The sequence below is a fragment of the Deltaproteobacteria bacterium genome (assembly GCA_029860075.1).
In the GTDB taxonomy this organism is placed as follows: Bacteria; Desulfobacterota; JADFVX01; order JADFVX01; family JADFVX01; genus JAOUBX01.
Genome location: JAOUBX010000028.1, coordinates 32,500 through 50,218, shown reverse-complemented (window position 1 = coordinate 50,218; position 17,719 = coordinate 32,500). Strand labels below are relative to the sequence as shown.

At 44.2% G+C, this 17,719-nt stretch carries 14 protein-coding genes and 1 riboswitch; of the genes, 5 read left to right on the top strand and 9 right to left on the bottom strand.

Translation table 11 applies throughout. The annotated features are described in order from the left end of the window. Positions 1–45: 45 nt before the first annotated feature. From OEV42_10305 to OEV42_10285, 5 genes are all read right to left on the bottom strand, one after another. Entirely contained in the window at positions 46–1,839 is a 1,794-nt protein-coding gene (locus OEV42_10305) for an Ig-like domain-containing protein (protein MDH3974656.1), read from the bottom strand. Next, the gene (locus OEV42_10300) at positions 1,790–1,924 is read right to left on the bottom strand and encodes a hypothetical protein (protein MDH3974655.1); all 135 of its coding nucleotides are present in this window, start codon (positions 1,922–1,924) and stop codon (positions 1,790–1,792) included. Before OEV42_10300 ends, OEV42_10305 begins: the two co-directional genes overlap by 50 nt. A 68-nt stretch (positions 1,925–1,992) precedes the next feature. Further along, positions 1,993–2,078, bottom strand: a riboswitch (cyclic di-GMP riboswitch). A gap of 411 nt (positions 2,079–2,489) precedes the next feature. Beyond that, positions 2,490–3,062: a LysE family translocator gene (locus OEV42_10295; protein ID MDH3974654.1), complete on the bottom strand. Its 573-nt coding sequence runs from the start codon at positions 3,060–3,062 to the stop codon at positions 2,490–2,492. A 256-nt stretch (positions 3,063–3,318) separates the two neighbouring features. Continuing rightward, the gene (locus OEV42_10290; GenBank protein MDH3974653.1) at positions 3,319–4,164 is read right to left on the bottom strand and encodes a hypothetical protein; all 846 of its coding nucleotides are present in this window, start codon (positions 4,162–4,164) and stop codon (positions 3,319–3,321) included. A gap of 106 nt (positions 4,165–4,270) precedes the next feature. Beyond that, positions 4,271–4,786 (bottom strand): hypothetical protein, encoded by a 516-nt coding sequence (locus OEV42_10285; GenBank protein ID MDH3974652.1) that lies wholly within the window; start codon positions 4,784–4,786, stop codon positions 4,271–4,273. A 703-nt stretch (positions 4,787–5,489) separates the two neighbouring features. Between OEV42_10285 and OEV42_10280 the strand changes: the two genes are divergently transcribed. Then, positions 5,490–7,448 (top strand): hypothetical protein, encoded by a 1,959-nt coding sequence (locus tag OEV42_10280; protein MDH3974651.1) that lies wholly within the window; start codon positions 5,490–5,492, stop codon positions 7,446–7,448. Positions 7,449–7,780: 332 nt separating this feature from the next. Then, positions 7,781–8,194, top strand: a complete 414-nt coding sequence (locus OEV42_10275) for a hypothetical protein (GenBank protein MDH3974650.1) — start codon at positions 7,781–7,783, stop codon at positions 8,192–8,194. Positions 8,195–8,196: 2 nt separating this feature from the next. On the opposite strand, the gene OEV42_10270 is transcribed toward OEV42_10275, so the two are convergent. The 4 genes from OEV42_10270 to OEV42_10255 all read right to left on the bottom strand — a co-directional run bounded on the left by OEV42_10270 (position 8,197) and on the right by OEV42_10255 (position 13,165). Next, the gene (locus OEV42_10270) at positions 8,197–10,605 is read right to left on the bottom strand and encodes an EAL domain-containing protein (protein MDH3974649.1); all 2,409 of its coding nucleotides are present in this window, start codon (positions 10,603–10,605) and stop codon (positions 8,197–8,199) included. 542 nt (positions 10,606–11,147) lie between these two features. After that, a complete protein-coding gene (locus tag OEV42_10265) occupies positions 11,148–11,975 on the bottom strand; it encodes an MBL fold metallo-hydrolase (GenBank protein ID MDH3974648.1) in 828 nt (275 codons plus the stop codon). Positions 11,976–12,018: 43 nt separating this feature from the next. Continuing rightward, positions 12,019–12,420, bottom strand: a complete 402-nt coding sequence (locus OEV42_10260; GenBank protein ID MDH3974647.1) for a biopolymer transporter ExbD — start codon at positions 12,418–12,420, stop codon at positions 12,019–12,021. 67 nt (positions 12,421–12,487) lie between these two features. After that, positions 12,488–13,165, bottom strand: a complete 678-nt coding sequence (locus tag OEV42_10255) for a MotA/TolQ/ExbB proton channel family protein (GenBank protein ID MDH3974646.1) — start codon at positions 13,163–13,165, stop codon at positions 12,488–12,490. Positions 13,166–13,370: 205 nt separating this feature from the next. Here OEV42_10255 and tilS point away from each other — a divergent pair, with 205 nt between their 5' ends. The 3 genes from tilS to folP all read left to right on the top strand — a co-directional run bounded on the left by tilS (position 13,371) and on the right by folP (position 17,707). Further along, entirely contained in the window at positions 13,371–14,747 is a 1,377-nt protein-coding gene (tilS, locus tag OEV42_10250) for a tRNA lysidine(34) synthetase TilS (protein MDH3974645.1), read from the top strand. A 75-nt stretch (positions 14,748–14,822) separates the two neighbouring features. Continuing rightward, positions 14,823–16,691 carry an ATP-dependent zinc metalloprotease FtsH gene (gene ftsH / locus OEV42_10245; GenBank protein MDH3974644.1) on the top strand — a complete coding sequence of 623 codons (1,869 nt, stop codon included), beginning with the start codon at positions 14,823–14,825 and terminating at the stop codon, positions 16,689–16,691. A gap of 92 nt (positions 16,692–16,783) precedes the next feature. Continuing rightward, positions 16,784–17,707, top strand: coding sequence for a dihydropteroate synthase (gene folP, locus OEV42_10240; GenBank protein ID MDH3974643.1), 924 nt, complete (start codon positions 16,784–16,786; stop codon positions 17,705–17,707). The last annotated feature ends 12 nt before the right edge of the window (positions 17,708–17,719 follow it).

Below are 17,719 nucleotides of genomic sequence, written 5' to 3'. Positions count from 1 at the left end.
AAAATCAAAACTACTTTCTTCTTTACTCATGTCAATTCTCCTTTTTTAGCTGAATATATCAGCTTTGGTTAAATTGACACAGAATTTTGAACACCCTCCTTCCTGCCGGTAGACCCGATCAACGGTCAAGTTAAACTTTGAACCATAGGTGCTCCCTATAATTTCCACATAAATATTTGTACCCGACGGCACTGATGGTTCCGTAAGGCAATATTCATCAACAATACCGGTGTTATTCGATGTGCATAACAAGGCAGTATGACCAATGTCGTCATAAACATTGAGCGTAATATCACCACTAACGGTGGAAAGCCCGACTCGATACAGTTTACCGGTGTTAACAGGAATTTCATATTGAGAAGATGTATCATCAACCTGACCTGCATAGGGAGTGTCTTTATCGGGTGTTTCCAATAAAGTAGTGTTTTCTGCCGTATAAGCAGTGGAAGTGACATTTAGGAAATATTCGGTTCCAATTCCTCCATTAGGGGTCATTCTTATATATAAAGTCGAAGTTGTAGCGGGTTCGAATCGACAAACGACATCTTTTGTAGGATTGCTCCCGGAGAAATCACTGCAATCCCAGGAATTAAAATTAGAAATATTACCTGCATATAGTCCTAACTCACCATCGAGACCACTTCCCCGAACTTCATAAGACTGGTTTGGTGTCACATTTACGCTATAGTAGCTATTTATGCCTCCCACGTGTCCGTGGTAAGGCATTGATCCTGTTATGTCTATTGGTGATACGACTGTTCCTTCACTGATGTATGCCCCATGATCTTCAGTTACAGTCAAGGTATAAGAGGCGCCGACAAGAGTATTGACTTCATCAACACGGATATAAGCGGGCGTCCTTTCAGTCTGGAAAGAACATGCTTCATCAGCTGTCCCTGCATTGTTGGAAGCACACAAAACTTCGCTTATGGAAGATAAAACCACCATTTCTACATCACCTGTGAGACTGGTAATATTCACCGTATATCGTCCGGTAGGAGTAACCGGTATTTCATAAAAACTGATACCATACATCAATGGAGTGAATGCCTCATCATCGTACACATAACGCCCTATTTGGCCGTTATAGGGAGTATTTAAAGGAACAATTATATTATCTGAAGCAGGTTCATCCATGTAGCCGGGTCGAACCGTCAGTGTGTAAGAGGCGCCCCGGTCTGATGTGTCCCTTGTCCCGTTGCCATCGACAATAATATAGAAAATACCCGATACCGGCGCAATTGCAACGCAAAGCTCATCAGCAGTTCCACCCTTGTCTGATGTACATACCACGTTGCTAAAGGCTGCATCATCATAGATCTTAAGACTCACGTCTCTGCTTAGATTCTCAAGGAAGAAATAATAGGCATTATCGGGAGTGACATTTACCGTATAATAACTGTAACCATTAACAGACGGGCCACCGAAGTTTACCTCTCCATTGTGTGCCACATCTTCCGTAATGACGGCAGGTGAGTCAATACTGCCTTCCAGGCCGTAGCTTGACACGTAGACAAATTTGATATCTGAGAGTCCACTGCTGACATGCGTAGCGGTAATACGAGAACTGGAAAAAGTAGCAGTATGGGCAGTTACCAAGCCCGTGGGGGAAAAGGTAATTCCATTTAAAGTGCTGCCAAGCCATGTAACTTCACTCGTAAGATCTAGCTGACCACCATCACTATAATTACCTATGGCATATAATTGAAGGGTTTCGCCTACCTTAACAACAGAGCCTTGAGGCGTAATAGCAATTGATGTGAGCGTGGCTCCTGAGCCTGGTGGCGGATCAATTGAGGGTGGGGCAGGCCCTCCGCCACCCCCCCCCTCCGCCGCCACAAGCGGTCAGGTTTAGGGCCATAGCAATAGCCAGAAGGTAAAAGAATGTACTCAACTGTTTCTTTATCAAAGCGCGCTTATTCATTTTTTCCCTCCCAATCATAAAATTTTAATATGTAAAAACAAAAAAAGCCGCCAAAGGATTTATATTCCTTTGGCGGCTCGACTGGCTTGTCCTGAATGGATTTAGCCTCGTGGCTCTGCGCCCTCAGGTTTCCCGGAGTTTGCTCTTAGCAAAGGATCATTTATAAGCGATAAATATGTTTTTAACGTTTAATTAATGATCAGTTTATATTTATAGCACAAAAAATAAAGTTTGTCGCGATATATATTGCTAAATATGCAACATATATTGCGCTCTTAATACTTTTTTGTTTTGTTGATTGATGAAAAGAAATTGCTGATTCGCAGTTGAAAGTGACTACCTTTCATAGAAGGATGACATTGTTTGGTGCGTGAAGTTATATTTATTTAATTTAAAAGGTCGCTTTTTATTTGGATGCGGTACCGTTCTCTATAATTTGAATAGTTGCGTCAATTCTTTTTACAAAATTATCCCTATTAATAATGGTATCAAATAAGGGGGCAGATAAATTCTGGGATAGTCTAGGTTGAGAAGCGAGTTATCAGCAGCCGGGTTAAAGGCAGGCTTATGTTTTTGATAGTAATGCCGAACCGGTACCGATCATTACAGTGCCTGCAATTTTGTTTATGTTCTGATTGGCTTTTTTACTTTCAAACAGTTGTCTGGCATGAAATGCCGTATATGCATAAAACAGTAAAACTGAAGCAAGCACAAAGGAAACAATAATAGCAATATCAACAGTAGAGAGCTTATCGAGTTCAAGGAAAGTGGGAAGAAAGCCTAAGTAGAAAAGGATTACCTTTGGGTTTCCTAAGGTGATTGATAAGCCGCTCAGGAAGTTGAATTTACCTGACGAGGCGTTTAGGGGAATACCCGATTGTATAGAACCGGATTGCCATAATTTTAAGCCATACCATATTAGATATGCACTGCCAAAATACTTGATGACCGTGAATAAAGTACTGAATGTTTCAGCAATTGCATGTAAACCGTAGATTGCAATGAGAAGGAAGATTAAATCTCCTGCAATAATGCCAATTATGACAGGGATAGATAATTTAAAACCGGAAACAAGCGCTTTGGCTACAGTAGCAAAAACACCGGGACCAGGCGTTACCACTAATATAAACATTGCCATTGCAAGACTGAATATATTAAGTAGAGTCAAATTATTTATCCTTGTATAAATGATTTTGGTCATGCATAGAAACACAGCCAATAATTATAAAGATGTTAGATACTATTATTAATTTTCTAATTATAGTTAACATACAACCTTCCGCCATTGTCTTGAACTGTCCAATCTCTAATATCATCAAAATCAGCATTTAATAAAATGGTTAGATCAATAACGGTCGCTGTCCCTGGTTTCTCTGGTTTCTACCCAGCTGTTATTAATATCCTCGAGGCCGGCGGTAAGCCCACTTCTCAGCCACAACCACAGAATTATCAATAGTCCACGTAAAAAGGTTATTGCGAAATTTGTCCACCATAAAATGGATCTTTACCGTAGCAAACCGTTGCCATTTATCATATTTGTGGCGACGCCAGTAAAAATGTTGTGTTTCATTCCGTTTGGCAGGCAGACGCGGCTTATTTTTTTCCATTGCCTTTAGTACAAGGTTATGTGGGGTTTCTATATGGTCAGTAAATTGATCAGGCTTTTTGCTTCCTTTTACCCCAAGTACCCACACTGATTTGCCTACAGAAGTATTATTAAACTTAAAGTCATCACGGTCTATTGTTAATTTCTCAGTAATAAGTGTTCCTTTAAGACATTGTGCAGTTCCTCCCTTGGAAATCTTGAGCTTGTGTGTAAATTTCGCACCATAGCTCAAAAAGTTTTTTGAAGATGTGCTATCTATGCCAATTGGGTGGGTAAGGGCGCAAAGGAGAGAAATAGCATGTCCATGCGGAAAGCCGGCCTGTAAAGTTCCAGACTGCTCCACCTTTGACAAGGGCCATCCTCTATCTTTGAAAGAGTTGATTTGTGTTTCAGGTCCTCCTCTACGCATAATCATATCGGCAGAACGATCTACCTCCTTTTCATAGTTGTCATTAGGCTTACCAGATCCAAGCAATCGCCCCACAGCCTGATTGCCAACGGAACGTTGCAGGTTCATAATTTTGTCATATGGCTTATTGACGGTGCACTCAAAAGTTTTTTTGGTGCTATTGGATACAGAAGCAGATGATTTTGCGTCTGACCTTTTAGCATAAACAAAGGCTTGTTTTCCCATAATATTTTCTCTTGTCTTCCAGAAAACTTTACTCACTATATATCGTTTAGATTGTGTGGAGGTAACGGGATTTCGCCCGTTACCTCCACCCGATCCCGGCTAACCCCTATTTACCACATATTCTATTTCTTCCTTTTGATAACAAATGGCAAAGTTTCTCAGAGAAGAATATTAAGAAAATCCCGACTGCAATTTTCACAATATATTTTGTAATAAAACCTTTCGAGCCGGCAACCATTTGAGCTTTAGATACGGCATCTACTTCAAATGTGCTAATAGTACGATGATAGGCCACCATGTTTGCAAGAGCCGGGATAGAAACAGCGACCAGTATTACCCCGATAGTTGAAAAAATTAATGATTCTACCTGCCGGCCTTCAAGACCCTCTGGATGTTCAGATGAATTAGTTGAATCCTTAACCATGACTTTTGATAACCGTGGTGCGGAGAACCATAAAATGGTGGAAATGACAAACGTTGTAAATTCATGTGAAATTAAGAACATTACAGGATCAGCAGTACTGATTAAAACTGACATGGGTAAAATAGCAAGAGCCTGCAGCAGCATATATGCTGCTAAAACCCGGATCAGAATTATGGCAATATCTTGTTTGGTAATCATATTTTTAGCCTATAAACGTTTGAATTGTGGGACGGTTTTCTTTTAGGTCTTTTAAAGCTTTTCATATTGGAAAAACAAAAAGCGGAAACTGCTCACATCCGCCATTGACCTTTAAAAGGAACCAAAAGGACTAAACCATATTTGGAGAGAAATTGCAACTTTCTGGTTGTAAGCTGTTGCTTTTTAAGGAAGGTTAATTTTCGTAATTTGAGGCAGTAGATAACAAAAAAGAGAAATGTCCCCTTTTCTGTGCAGGAGTTAACTGATAAAGTACACAAGCAGCTAAATACATAGTTGCAAGCTGTCAATTTCGAGGCAAAACAAAAAATGAATAATAAAAAATCTCTCCCTTTGGCCGAAATGACAGTGTTATTACAAAAACAGGGACATCCATAAAGTAAAGTCAACCTGTAACAGCCCGAATGCGCTTGAAAAAACAGGTCTGCAAACAGGCAACATTGAAAACCATAAGCGAAAATATCTGCATTTTGTTGAACTGTCTGGAAAAGGGAGCTAGACTTATATGATGATGGCCTTTATTGGGGAAGGCAGAAACCGATAGGTTCATTTGGGTTGTTACACCTTAGGCCGTCTCTTCATCTACTATACCGCATCGAGCATCTTCCTGCGTGATTGCCGCCGGCGCCAAAACAGAGCACCTTTACCAAATTTAAAAACAACTAATTAAGTGGAGGTAATTATTATGCAAAAACGTTTATCTATTGTCGCTTTGCTCATAGTATGTATGACAGTGGCCGGCCCGGCTTATTCCATTAATCCCATAAGTGGCATAATCGTGAAAGATACGGTGTGGACATTGGAAGGGAGTCCTTACACTGTCGTCGGCAGTATTCAGGTAGCCCCGGGCATAACCTTGACCATTGATGGCGGGGTTGAAGTGAAGTTTATGGGTGTGCTTGTTCAAACCCATCAGACCCATTTTGATGCTGCCGGCAAAGGCCCGGGCATAACGGGATGCAGTACATGCCATAATTATTCCAAATTCGCCGATGGCCTGCCTTTCGAAACCACCACGGTTTGCGACCAATGCCATAGTCCGGAAGGCGCCTACAACGGCGTCGACTCTACCGGCCTCTCTCAGGGTGCAAAGGATAACTGGCGGGAAGGCGGGGTATATAATGCCGACAATACCCTCAAGCCGGGTAAAGAGATGTGGTGCCTGGGCTGTCATGATGACGACCCCGGCACAACAGAAATTAATGAATCTTCTTATATTCAGGGAATTTTTGCGCCGAACATTGCCGGCGGTTTCTATAATGGAAATAGCTATGGATATTTTGATAAGGGACATGGAAAAAGCCTTGGAAACTGTCTTGATTGCCATGATGCCGGAAAAAGGCATATCGATGGTAATGCGCGGACCTATGAGGTGGATGAATCATCATCCCCCCCTTATGTAACGGTCAATCCCTGGGGAGACAGCTACCGCTTAAAATCGACATCAACGGAACATACGAAAGACTTCTGTCTCGATTGCCATAATGGAAATGAAGTTTTGGGGACATCTTTAGAGGATAAGAGTCACACAAACCTCTGGGATATTAACGCCGATATCCAACCGCCAAGAAATGCCCACAGACAACATTTATCAATGAACTTCGTTACAGCCGATGGAGATTGGGATGGGGTCAAAGGCGCCGATGGTAAGGTCATTCCCGATTCAAAGATGAGCTGTGTTACCTGCCACAATCCCCACGGTTCGCCAACGGGACCGATGATCAGGCATGGTGAGCTTATCAGCGCCCCCGGCACAGTCGATAAAGTACCGGCCCTGAATTTTTCCTATATAGCCGGAAACCCTCCGCTAAGGGACCCTGACGCCACATTGGCTGAAAGTTCGGGAGCCAGTATTGACCCGGCAGGCCAGGGACTCACCAAAAATAATGTCTGCAATACCTGCCACATTTATAAAGACTATACAAGAACTCCATTCCTTGGACCCAAGGTCATCCTGTCAAATATCGAGTCTGCCACCGTTTTAAATGACGGCGCCGGATCAACCGTAATAACGGTTTATGTGGTTGATCCTGACAATGATCATAATAGCATCAGTGTTGAAATTGATCTTACCCCCATTGGTGGCAATTCTAACCAGGCCATGACCTATAATGGTGATAAAAGCTACAGCTACGAGGTAAACATCCCCGCCGGGAGCAGTGATACGTCCAGAGCCTTTGAGGTGACGGCATGGGATATTGACGGTAACATGAGTACCAATAGCGTAACTATCTTTGTGGCGGTTCCGGGCAGTCTCTATCTAAATGACCCGGAGGCAGTCTATGTTGACAGCTGGCCATCGGTTGAGGGGATTTCCAATGCCCATGGGGGTGATGAACATTACCGCACAGCCGGGGATGGAAGCGCAACGGCTACCTGGACGCCGGTTGTTCCGCAGACGGGCCTTTACAATGTCTACGCCAGATGGCCTGCCCATATCAACAGGGCTGACAATGCCCCTTTTAAGATCCAATACGATGGCGGTTCTGCCGTCGTGAGGGTGAACCAGGAAATCAATGACAACCAATGGGTGCTCCTGGAAACCTGTCATTTCACCGCCGGCACATCGGGTTATGTGCAGCTGAGCAATGATGCCAATGGGTATGTTATTGCTGACGCCATCAAGCTGGAACCGGTACCATAGGAGCCTGTCGGACTTAGGAAATGAAATAGAGAAATATCACGCATTCATTTTAATTTAAACATTGAGTTGGAAGACCCTGCCCGGAAGCGCTTCCGGGCAGGCTGTTTTCTTTTTTACGCACGCTGTTGTCATCGCCCTCCCCGACCATGTGCACGCGAAAAGCCTTTTATGAAAAAGGACTCTTCTTATCCTCTGTTGCTGTAAATTCTTTTCTGTTTATCCCGAAGCTGAATCTATATGACTTACTGACAGGGCATTATCGCAAAACTGCATACTCCCCTTTCAAATTGTGCTATTATAATTGGAAAAACCCCTTCTGAATGGAGTCCCCCATGCCATGTGAAGACAGCGCTGCCGAAATATCAATTACCATAGACAAGGACGAAAAAATCCGTTCCTATGAATATGAAAAAATAAGCTGCGGCAAAAACGTCGGCCCGGGGGAGAGCTATCGCAGTTTCTGTATCGGTAAAATTATTGACCACCTTTCGGAAGTTACTTTTGAAGCGGCCAAAAAGGCCTGCCCTTTTGAAAAGAGGGAAGAAGAATTTCTCCTTTACCTGGAGTGGAAGGCAGTGAGGGAAGCGTTGAGAGAATATCTCGGCAAGGAGAGAGGCCCTGATTCAAAGCGGTATAAAATGGCCGAGATCATTGCTGAAAAAGATTGTACCATCCTGAAAATGATTATCCTGGAACCGGATAATATGCCTGAAATCATTCCCTGCGGAGAACAGACACTTAACTGATTTTAACTCCAGTCAAATTGACAGTTTGAATCCTTAAGCCATTTTTTAAAGGCATTGCTCTTTAATGGCTTGCTGATGAAGTAGCCCTGGGCAACAGTACATCCCATATCGGCCAGCTTACCCAGTGATTCCTTGTCTTCCACGCCTTCGGCCACAACCTGCAAGCCGAGATTTTTTCCAAGATTAATGGTGGAACGGACAATGATAATATCATTATTATTGCCGCTCATACCCATGACAAAACCCTTGTCGATTTTTAGTTCATCAACAGGGAGACTGCTTAAATAAGAGAGGGATGAATATCCCTTGCCGAAATCATCGATAGATAGGGAGATCCCCATCCCTTTCAGCTTCATCAGCATTTCCGAGGCATAGAGGGGATCGCTCATGATAGCGTTTTCCGTAATTTCAAAGTTAAGCAAATGGGGATTAATGCGGGCTTCTTTGATGAGTTCTTCCAGTTGAGCAGGGAAGTTGGCGTCATGAATATTTCTGACAGATAAATTAATGGAAAGACGAAGCTTAAGGCCTTCTTTTTCCCATTTTTTTAACTGCTTCATTCCTTCTTTGATAACCCAGGCAGTTAATGAATGAATGACTCCCGTATTTTCCGCCAGGGGAATAAATTCATCGGGAGGAATTATTCCCCGCTCCCGATGCTTCCATCTCAAGAGCGCTTCTGCAGCTGAAACCTTTCCCGTTTTAATGTCAATCTTCGGTTGGTAGAGAAGATACAATTCATTATTATTAATTGCCGATCTCAGTTCCGTCATAAGGGTAAGGCGCTGTTTGCTGAAAGGGTCCCTGTCCGGATCATAAATGGCATAGAGGACGTTCTCCTGTTTTGCCAGTCTGTTTGCCACATCAGCTCGCTGAATGATCATTTCCGCATCGAGGCCATGTTCCGGTGAAAAAGCAACGCCCATGCTTATTTCAATGGTAATGCTGAAATCTTCCACAATAAAGGGAAGTTCAAAAGCATGGGTTATTTTCTTTATAATCGGTGTCAGTAAAACGCGGTCTACGGAGGGCAACAAAATCCCCAGACTCTCGGTGCTTAAACGGGCAACGGTATCGGTCTCCCTGAATTCTTTCTTTAACCTTGTTCCGATCTGCTGCAACAGAAAATCACCGTTACGGTGGCCCAGCGTATCGTTGATTTCATGGAGCCTCAGAATATCAAGAACAATGAGCCCGAGGCACTCTTTGCGGCGTTTGCAGACTTTTACAGCATGCTCTATCCTGTTATGAAGGAGATTTCTGTTGGGAAGGTTTGTATGTGTATCATGAAGGGCAAGATGCTCCAGCGCCCTGATATGCTCTTCCTGCATAACTTCCCTTCTTTCGGCTTCCTCCAGCAGTTTGTCCCGGGAACGTTTCATTTTCTTTTCTGTCCCGGCGGCGATGCCATAAAACAGGAGAATAAGAAGAAGCGCCAGCGTCAGACCCGTAACGGCATTGATCATGGTGGCATACTTTGCCGCTACATGCTGCTCTGTTATATTGTGAAGAGCAAGAATCTTTCCAACTCTTCTCTGCCCTGCATCATGAAGGGGAATAAAGGTGGCAAGATATTTTTTTTCCTTTATATTAAAGGCGAGGTCTTTTTTAATGGGATTCTTTTCCCACTCCGAAAGCCCTGTGGAGATGGCCTCAATCTCGTCATTGATTGAACGATTGATGAGAGCGTAGGAAGGTAAAAGGTCCCAATTACCCTGACGCCCCATCATCTGCATTCCCGCTTCCCACTTTTTGCGGGTTAAATATTCCTTATCAATGAGCACATAAATTTCCGTTTTGGTAATATGCTGAATCAGTTCGATAATATGCTCTATCTCTTCACCCAGTTCCATATAACCGGCCAGCTCAGTCTTGTAATATAAGGGCGTGACAACTCTCAAAGTGAAAGTACCCAGTGGACCAAGCTCAATACCGAAGGCCGTTTGATCCTTTCTCTCGGCATCAAGGGCAGTAAACCTGCTAATGAGATCTCCTGATTTTTCCGGTTTGTGGAGGCGGATAATATTAACGCGGTCCCGATCATGAAAGTAGAAATGAGTAATCCTGTGTTCCCTGCTCATTCGCTTGAAATGAGGCATGGTTATTTTGGCAAGTTCCCCGGAATCCCTGTTTTTAAGGGCAAGACGAAGGGACTCATCATATTCCAGGATCTCGATAACTTCATGCATGAAATCCATATCATTTAGCAGGGTTTGATTAAAAATGCGCTCTATTGTCGCTGATGTTTCCTTAGCCGCCTCATTGACCGCCTTATTATGGTAATAACGGAGAGTGAGCATGAAGACAGCCAGGAAGATTACCGCCGCAATACAAAGAGGGATGAGAATCCTGGCTTTCAGGTTTGGTATGTCACGATATTTGTAAGCAGTGTTATTTTGGCTTGAATCCATTGATCTTTATTAAAATGATAGCCACCGCCTTGCAGGTGGTCAGTCGCTCAGTCCTGAATTTATGTGTAAAAAAAAGAGCACAATAATTTCAGAAATTCGAAATCATTATAGCACAACCGCAATGTCAAATGCATCATAATAGCTTTTTAAAAGTAAAAATGTTTGCCTGCGGCATTTTCATGGAATTGCGGCGGCGCTGAAAAAAGGGGCTTTATGCCCGGTTTTCACAGCCGGTGACAGCGCAGACATAGTTGACACTCTGTCTGACAGGCAAAAACAGGCAGGCCGTGACTTCCGGCAGCGACAGCAGAAAATGGGTGAGAAATGCGGGCCGCGAGGTCCCTGAAAAGGGGGTGGAAATGCTAGATAGTTTTCATCGGTCAAGGGTGCTTTTTCGCAATCTCTGCGTCAATATTCAGATTTGCTTGTGCCATGTACAGTAGTACAATCCGGCGAAACCCCTGACTTCCTTGACCTTGCAAAAAACCCCTCCTTTCCGAATTGAAAACATAGTTTCATGTATTATAGTTTCTGGATGGACACTAGATAGTGAATTCCCAGCCTTCCCGTGCAAGATGACTTTCAGGGAACAGTTTTCTGGCCGGTTCAAGGATCTCTGTTTCAAGAAAATCATCGGAGTGCGTGGGATCATGATGAAACATGTGAAGGGCTTTTACATTTGCCGCTTTTGCCACCTTGACGCCCTCTTTATAGGTAGAATGACCCCAGCCAATTCTTTTTTTGTTCTCATATTCGTCGGGCGTAAAGTTGCAATCGTAAATAAGAAGGTCGGCATCTTTGGCAAGTTCTTTGAGCCGCCAGTCGAGAACGGAATAATGTTCCGTATCGGTAGCGTAAACGAGACTCTTGCCTCCTTCATCTATCCGGTAAGCATAAACCCCGCCCGGGTGTTGAAGTTTCCTGTTTGTTACTTTCGCATTCCCAATGTCGACGGATTCACCGTCTTTCAAGTCAAAGAAATTAAATGTGGCAGGCATTTCACCGAATTCTATGGGAAAATTAAGGGACTGCTGCTGATGGGCCAGAACCTCTTCCAGTGTCGTATGGACGTTAGGTGACCCGTAAAAGTCAAAATTATTCCCTTTAATATAAGCGGGAAGGAAAAAAGGAATGCCCTGGATATGGTCCCAGTGCACATGACTGAAGAAGAAGCTGCAACTGCCGCTTCCTTTGAGAAAACCGTTATCCATAAGATCGATACCGAGCAACCTGATTCCGGACCCGGCATCGAGGATGATCAGATTATGGCCAACCTGAACGCTGACGCATGAAGTATTCCCGCCATACCTGACGGTTGCCGGACCCGGTGTCGGTATAGATCCCCTTGTTCCATAATATTTGACCTTCATCCCCCTCAACCTCCCTTCATGATCAGATATTCTGCGTACAGGCTTATTTCGGTTCCGTCTCTATGGCCAGCCTCGTGACGCCTGATAACTTGGCCATATCCATAACAGATACGACGATACCATGTGAAGTATCTTCATCAGCGCTGATAATAACCGTCGATTCCTTGCTTGTCTTCACCATATCATTAAGGATGACTCTTAAAATATTCATATCGATCTTTTTGTCTTCTACATAAATCTCGCCATCCTTCGATATAGTAACGATAACCTTCTGCTTCTCCATCTTTATTTCTTCAGCGGAAGATTTGGGGAGATTAATATTAATGCCGGGATTGATGATAAAAGTGGTGGAAAGCATGAAAAAAATGAGCAGCAGGAAGACGACATCAATGAGAGGTGTTATATCGGGAGGGACGACAGCTCTTTGTTTTCTCTTGAATTCCATAGCGTAAAACCTTTACAAAAGGACCGGAAAAGTCATGCATTTTAATGAAAAAGCAGAGGAATGCTTTTTAAGAAGAGCCTGGCCTGTCAGCGGTACGGCCTCTGCTTTTCAGGTTTTCCTCTTCTTCTCCCTTTAAAAGTTCTACAACATCCGTTGAGAACTCTTCCATTTCAATAACGAGAATATCAGCCTTGCTCAGAAGAAATTTGTAGCCCACAAAGGTAGGGATGGCAACGGTCAGGCCCGACGCCGTCGTAATAAGCGCCTCCGATATGCCTCCGGCAAGAACGGCAGGATCACCGACACCGACTGAGGAGATAAGATTGAAAGCCTTGATCATGCCTGAAACGGTGCCGAGAAGCCCGAGAAGGGGAGTAATATTGGCAACGGTGCCCATTATTCCCGTATATTTATCCAAAAAGGCCACCTCTCTCCTCCCCACTTCTTCGATGACCTCTTTAACGGCTTCCCTCGACCTGCCGTAGTTTTTAATGCCTACCCTCAGGATCCGGGCCAGAGAAGAACCATTTGCATTGCAAAGTTCAAGCGCTTCATTTATCTTATGGTCAAGGATAAGGACTTTTGTTTCTTCAAAGAGATCAGCGGGGATGATTTTGTCTCTCTTTAATGCCAGCAACCTTTCAACAAAAACAGCAAATCCGATTAAGGAGCAAATGATAATGGGGATCATGACAATGCCCCCCTTGGACAGGAAGGCGGCAGATTCTGATATGTAGCTTATCATTGGTAATGGTCTCCTCTAAATTTGATCACAGTATAAACAGGAAAAGAGACTCATTGCAAGCGAAAGTATTGATTTAATCAGCCCAAAACAGCTTTCTTACCTTTTTTCACCTAAATTAATGAAACTTTTGTTCCCTCTCGTTGACAAAGAGAGGAGCTATGCTTACTTTTAACATAAGGCCTGCCGGCAGGGCCCATGGAAAAACATGATTTTTGAGAAGTTTTGCAACTACATTAAACAGGAAGAAATGATCTCCCCCGGTGAAAAGATCATTGCAGCTCTTTCCGGCGGTATCGATTCCATGGTAATGCTCCATCTCCTGCTCCGTTTTCAGGAAGATAAAGGCGGCACTCTTGTTATTGCCCACCTGAATCACGGCCTTAGAGCTGAAGAATCCGATAGGGATGAAAAATTCGTAAAAAAAACGGCTCTTCATCTTGGACTGGACTGTCATTGCAGGAGAATCAACCTCACAAATCCCCGGAAAACTTTACCCGGCAACCTGCAGGCGGCAGGAAGAGAGGAAAGATACGCTTTTTTCAACGCCATGGCAGAGACGGTAAAGGGAGACAAAATCGCCCTTGGCCACAACGCCGATGATCAGGCAGAGACTGTACTCATGCGCATTATCAGAGGAAGCGGCATCAGCGGTATGGGAGGGATTCCACCGGTAAGGGAAAAGATTATCAGGCCCATGCTCTGCCTGACAAGAAAAGAAATAGCGGCTTATGCCTCAAAAGAGGGGATTTTGTACGTTGAAGACAGCTCAAATCTCAGCAAAAAGTATTTGAGAAACCAAATTCGCCATGAACTGATGCCCCTCCTTAAAAGCTATAATCCCAATATAAAGGGAGAGCTGAATATGCTTTCACAGATCAGCAGGGATGTAAGCTCCTACCTGGACGGCAATGCCGCAGAGGCCTTTCAGAAAATTAAAATAGAGCCCGGTGAAGAGGTTCTTTTTCTTGACCTTGCACAATTTAACCTTCTGCCTGCCGCCCTTAAAGGCAAGGTGGTATCACTTGCCTGTCATGAACTTTCAGGTGCATCCGGCGGACTTTACTCCCGTCACATCCTGCAAGTGAACGTTTTGGCGGGGAGAGGAAAAAGCGCTTCTTCTATCGATCTTCCAGGGGGAATAAAAGTATTTATAGAATATGGAAAGCTTGCCTTTTCTTTGAATGAAGGGGAGGAAATTTCTTCCTTTTCATTTCCTCTCAATCTTGAAGGAGAAACGGCCCTTTCTCAGCTTGGCCTTACCTTTACATCCGAAAGGGTATCAGCCATAGAGGAAAAGGACAGGGATGATAAAAATGTTATCTATCTCGATATGGAACGAATAACAGCGCCATTAATCGTAAGAAACTTCAGGAATGGAGACAGAATAAAAATTAAGGGAATGGAGGGCAGGAAGAAGCTGAAAAATCTTTATATTGATGAAAAGGTGCCTGTCAGGTTTAGAAAAAAAATACCGCTCATTGCCGCAGGAGATGAAATATTGTGGGTCGTCGGATTGAGGCATGGCGGAAACGCCATTGCAGATTGTCGCAGTAAAGATATACTTAAAGTATCAAAAAACTGATTTCTGTTGTAAAAACAGGCTTTTTTATGTTATTTTTTTAGGAATTAGTACTTATAGAAACTTCAGGAGGAAATAGTGAATAATTTTTCGAAGAACCTCACCCTTTGGCTTGTCATGGGGTTAACTCTAATACTTCTTTTCAGTCTCTTCAACCAGCCTCAGCATAAGCCGGACGAGGCTCTGTTCAGTGATTTCATGATTTCAGTTGAACAGGGGGATGTGGCTGACGTTACCATCCAGGGAAGAAACTTAATGGGGAAATATACAGACGGAAGGGAATTTACTTCCTATGCGCCTGATGATCCCGATCTTGTAAGAACACTCAGAGATAAGGGTGTTCGCATCAAGGCAATGCCCCATGAAGAATCCGTGTCCATTTGGACCATATTTATTTCATGGTTCCCCATGCTGCTTCTTATTGCCGTATGGATATTCTTTATGAGGCAGATGCAGTCAGGGGGGGGGAAGGCCATGTCTTTCGGAAAAAGCAGGGCAAAGCTGCTTACCGAAGACCAGCAGAAGGTAACCTTTAAAGATGTTGCCGGCGTGGAGGAAGCAAAGGTCGAACTGGAAGAAATCATTGAATTCCTGAAAAACCCGAAAAAATTTACCAAGCTCGGTGGCAAGATCCCAAAAGGCGTCCTCCTCGTAGGTCCTCCGGGGACAGGAAAAACTCTTCTGGCCAAGGCAATAGCTGGTGAAGCAGGGGTTCCCTTCTTTACCATAAGCGGTTCAGACTTTGTGGAAATGTTTGTCGGCGTCGGCGCTTCAAGAGTAAGAGACCTCTTTACTCAGGGAAAGAAAAATGCGCCCTGCATCATATTTATCGATGAAATCGATGCCGTCGGCCGCCACAGGGGCGCAGGTCTCGGAGGAGGGCATGATGAAAGAGAACAGACCCTCAACCAGCTTCTTGTCGAAATGGATGGTTTTGAATCCAATGAAGGCGTTATTCTTATTTCTGCCACTAACAGGCCGGACGTTCTCGATCCTGCATTGATGAGGCCGGGAAGATTCGACAGGCAGGTCGTTGTGCCAAGACCTGACGTAAAGGGAAGAGAAAAAATCCTGGAAGTTCACACCAAGAATATACCACTGGATGGGCAAATCGATCTTGCCATCATTGCAAGAGGGACACCGGGATTTTCAGGGGCCGATCTTGCCAACCTCGTTAACGAGGCCGCTCTTTTGGCGGCAAGAAGGGACAGAGACAAGGTCAGCATGGTAGAACTGGACGAGGCCAAAGACAAGGTGCTCATGGGTGTTGAAAGAAAGAGTATGATCATCAGCGAAGAAGAGAAAAAGAGCACCGCTTATCATGAAGCCGGTCATACGCTTGTAGCCAAGCTCATTCCCGGTTCCGATCCTATTCATAAAGTATCCATCATTCCCAGGGGCATGGCGCTGGGAATTACGCAGCAATTGCCCATTGACGAAAGGCATACCTACAGCAGAGACGGACTGCTTGCCAGAATTGCCATCCTTATGGGGGGCAGGGTTGCAGAAGAGATTGTTCTCGATGAACTCTCAACAGGAGCGGGCAATGACATTGAAAGAGCGACGGACCTTGCCAGAAAGATGGTTTGTGAATGGGGAATGAGTGATAAAATGGGGCCTCTTGCCTTTGGAAAAAAAGAAGAGCAGATTTTTCTCGGCAGAGAATTTGCCCAGCACAAGGATTATAGCGAAGCAACCGCTATCAGTATAGATGAAGAGGTAAAGCGCATTGTTACCGAAGGCTATGAAAGAGCAACGAATCTGCTAAAGAAAAACATAGACTATCTCTATCGCCTTACGGAAGAACTGCTTGTCAAGGAATCACTTGAAGGTACTGAGGTTGAGGAGATAATAAAGGGCGCCAAGCCTGAGCCTGCCAGAAAAAAGACTGTTGTAAAAAGCAGAAAAAAACCGACGCCTCCTGAACCGGCAGGCGCTATGGCATAAATCGATAATGCTGTTATTGTTTTGCCGGAAGAAGCCTTGCGGCCGGTTTCACAACTGCCCATACCCTTTTCACAGGAACAAAGAGTCAGGAAATGGCTGTCCATAAATTAAAGGAGGTCACCAGTTCTCAAATAAGGAAAAAGGGCAATGAAACTATTTGCCCCCTTAAAAGAGAAAACGTCGACCTTGATTACGGCGGCGGCATATTGCCGCTGGGCGACAGAACCCATATTATGGGGATACTTAATGTGACGCCCGATTCTTTTTCCGACGGGGGAAATTATCTCGATCCCTTTAAGGCCATTGACCAGGCTGCCAGGATGATTGATGACGGGGCTCATATTATCGATATGGGAGGAGAGTCGACAAGACCGGGCGCCGCGCCTGTTTCCGGGGAAGAAGAATTAAAGAGGATTCTTCCCGTCATCAAGGTTCTCGCAAAAAGCGTAAGCGTCCCCATCTCTGTGGATACTTATAAAGCTGAAGTGGCCAGGAGGGTTATAGATGCAGGGGCCCATATCATCAACGATATAAGCGGTCTGCGATTCGACCCCCATATGGCCCGGGTTGCAGCGGAGGCAAATTGCCCTGTCATAGTGATGCATATTAAGGGGAAACCGGGAAACATGCAGATAAATCCTCAGTATGACTCACTTATGGATGAGGTTAAAGGCTACCTTGAAGAATCAATTTTTCTGGCCGAAGAAGCGGGGATAGCCTCTGAAAAGATCATCATCGACCCTGGAATAGGATTTGGAAAGCGCTTTGAAGATAACCTGCAGTTGATTAACAGGCTCGGCGAATTCAACGTTTTGGGTAAGGCAATCCTCATTGGTCCATCAAGAAAATCCTTTGTCGGGCAAATTCTTGACGCTCCACCTGAAGAAAGAGTCGAAGGAACCATAGCAGCTTCAATACTTGCCATTGAAAAAGGCGCCCATATCATAAGGGTCCATGATGTCAGGGAAGCAGCAAAGGCTGTGAAAGTCGCTGATGCAATACTAAAATCTAACTAACGGCAAAGAAGG

Coding starts and splice junctions, on each gene's coding strand:
- OEV42_10280 (MDH3974651.1), top strand. CDS start 5,490: ATGCAAAAACGTTTATCTATTGTCGCTTTGCTCATAGTATGTATGACA.
- OEV42_10270 (MDH3974649.1), bottom strand. CDS start 10,605: ATGGATTCAAGCCAAAATAACACTGCTTACAAATATCGTGACATACCA.
- OEV42_10265 (MDH3974648.1), bottom strand. CDS start 11,975: ATGAAGGTCAAATATTATGGAACAAGGGGATCTATACCGACACCGGGT.
- OEV42_10255 (MDH3974646.1), bottom strand. CDS start 13,165: ATGATAAGCTACATATCAGAATCTGCCGCCTTCCTGTCCAAGGGGGGC.
- OEV42_10260 (MDH3974647.1), bottom strand. CDS start 12,420: ATGGAATTCAAGAGAAAACAAAGAGCTGTCGTCCCTCCCGATATAACA.
- OEV42_10295 (MDH3974654.1), bottom strand. CDS start 3,062: ATGGCAATGTTTATATTAGTGGTAACGCCTGGTCCCGGTGTTTTTGCT.
- OEV42_10275 (MDH3974650.1), top strand. CDS start 7,781: ATGCCATGTGAAGACAGCGCTGCCGAAATATCAATTACCATAGACAAG.
- OEV42_10300 (MDH3974655.1), bottom strand. CDS start 1,924: ATGAATAAGCGCGCTTTGATAAAGAAACAGTTGAGTACATTCTTTTAC.
- OEV42_10285 (MDH3974652.1), bottom strand. CDS start 4,786: ATGATTACCAAACAAGATATTGCCATAATTCTGATCCGGGTTTTAGCA.
- folP (MDH3974643.1), top strand. CDS start 16,784: ATGGCTGTCCATAAATTAAAGGAGGTCACCAGTTCTCAAATAAGGAAA.
- tilS (MDH3974645.1), top strand. CDS start 13,371: ATGATTTTTGAGAAGTTTTGCAACTACATTAAACAGGAAGAAATGATC.
- OEV42_10290 (MDH3974653.1), bottom strand. CDS start 4,164: ATGGGAAAACAAGCCTTTGTTTATGCTAAAAGGTCAGACGCAAAATCA.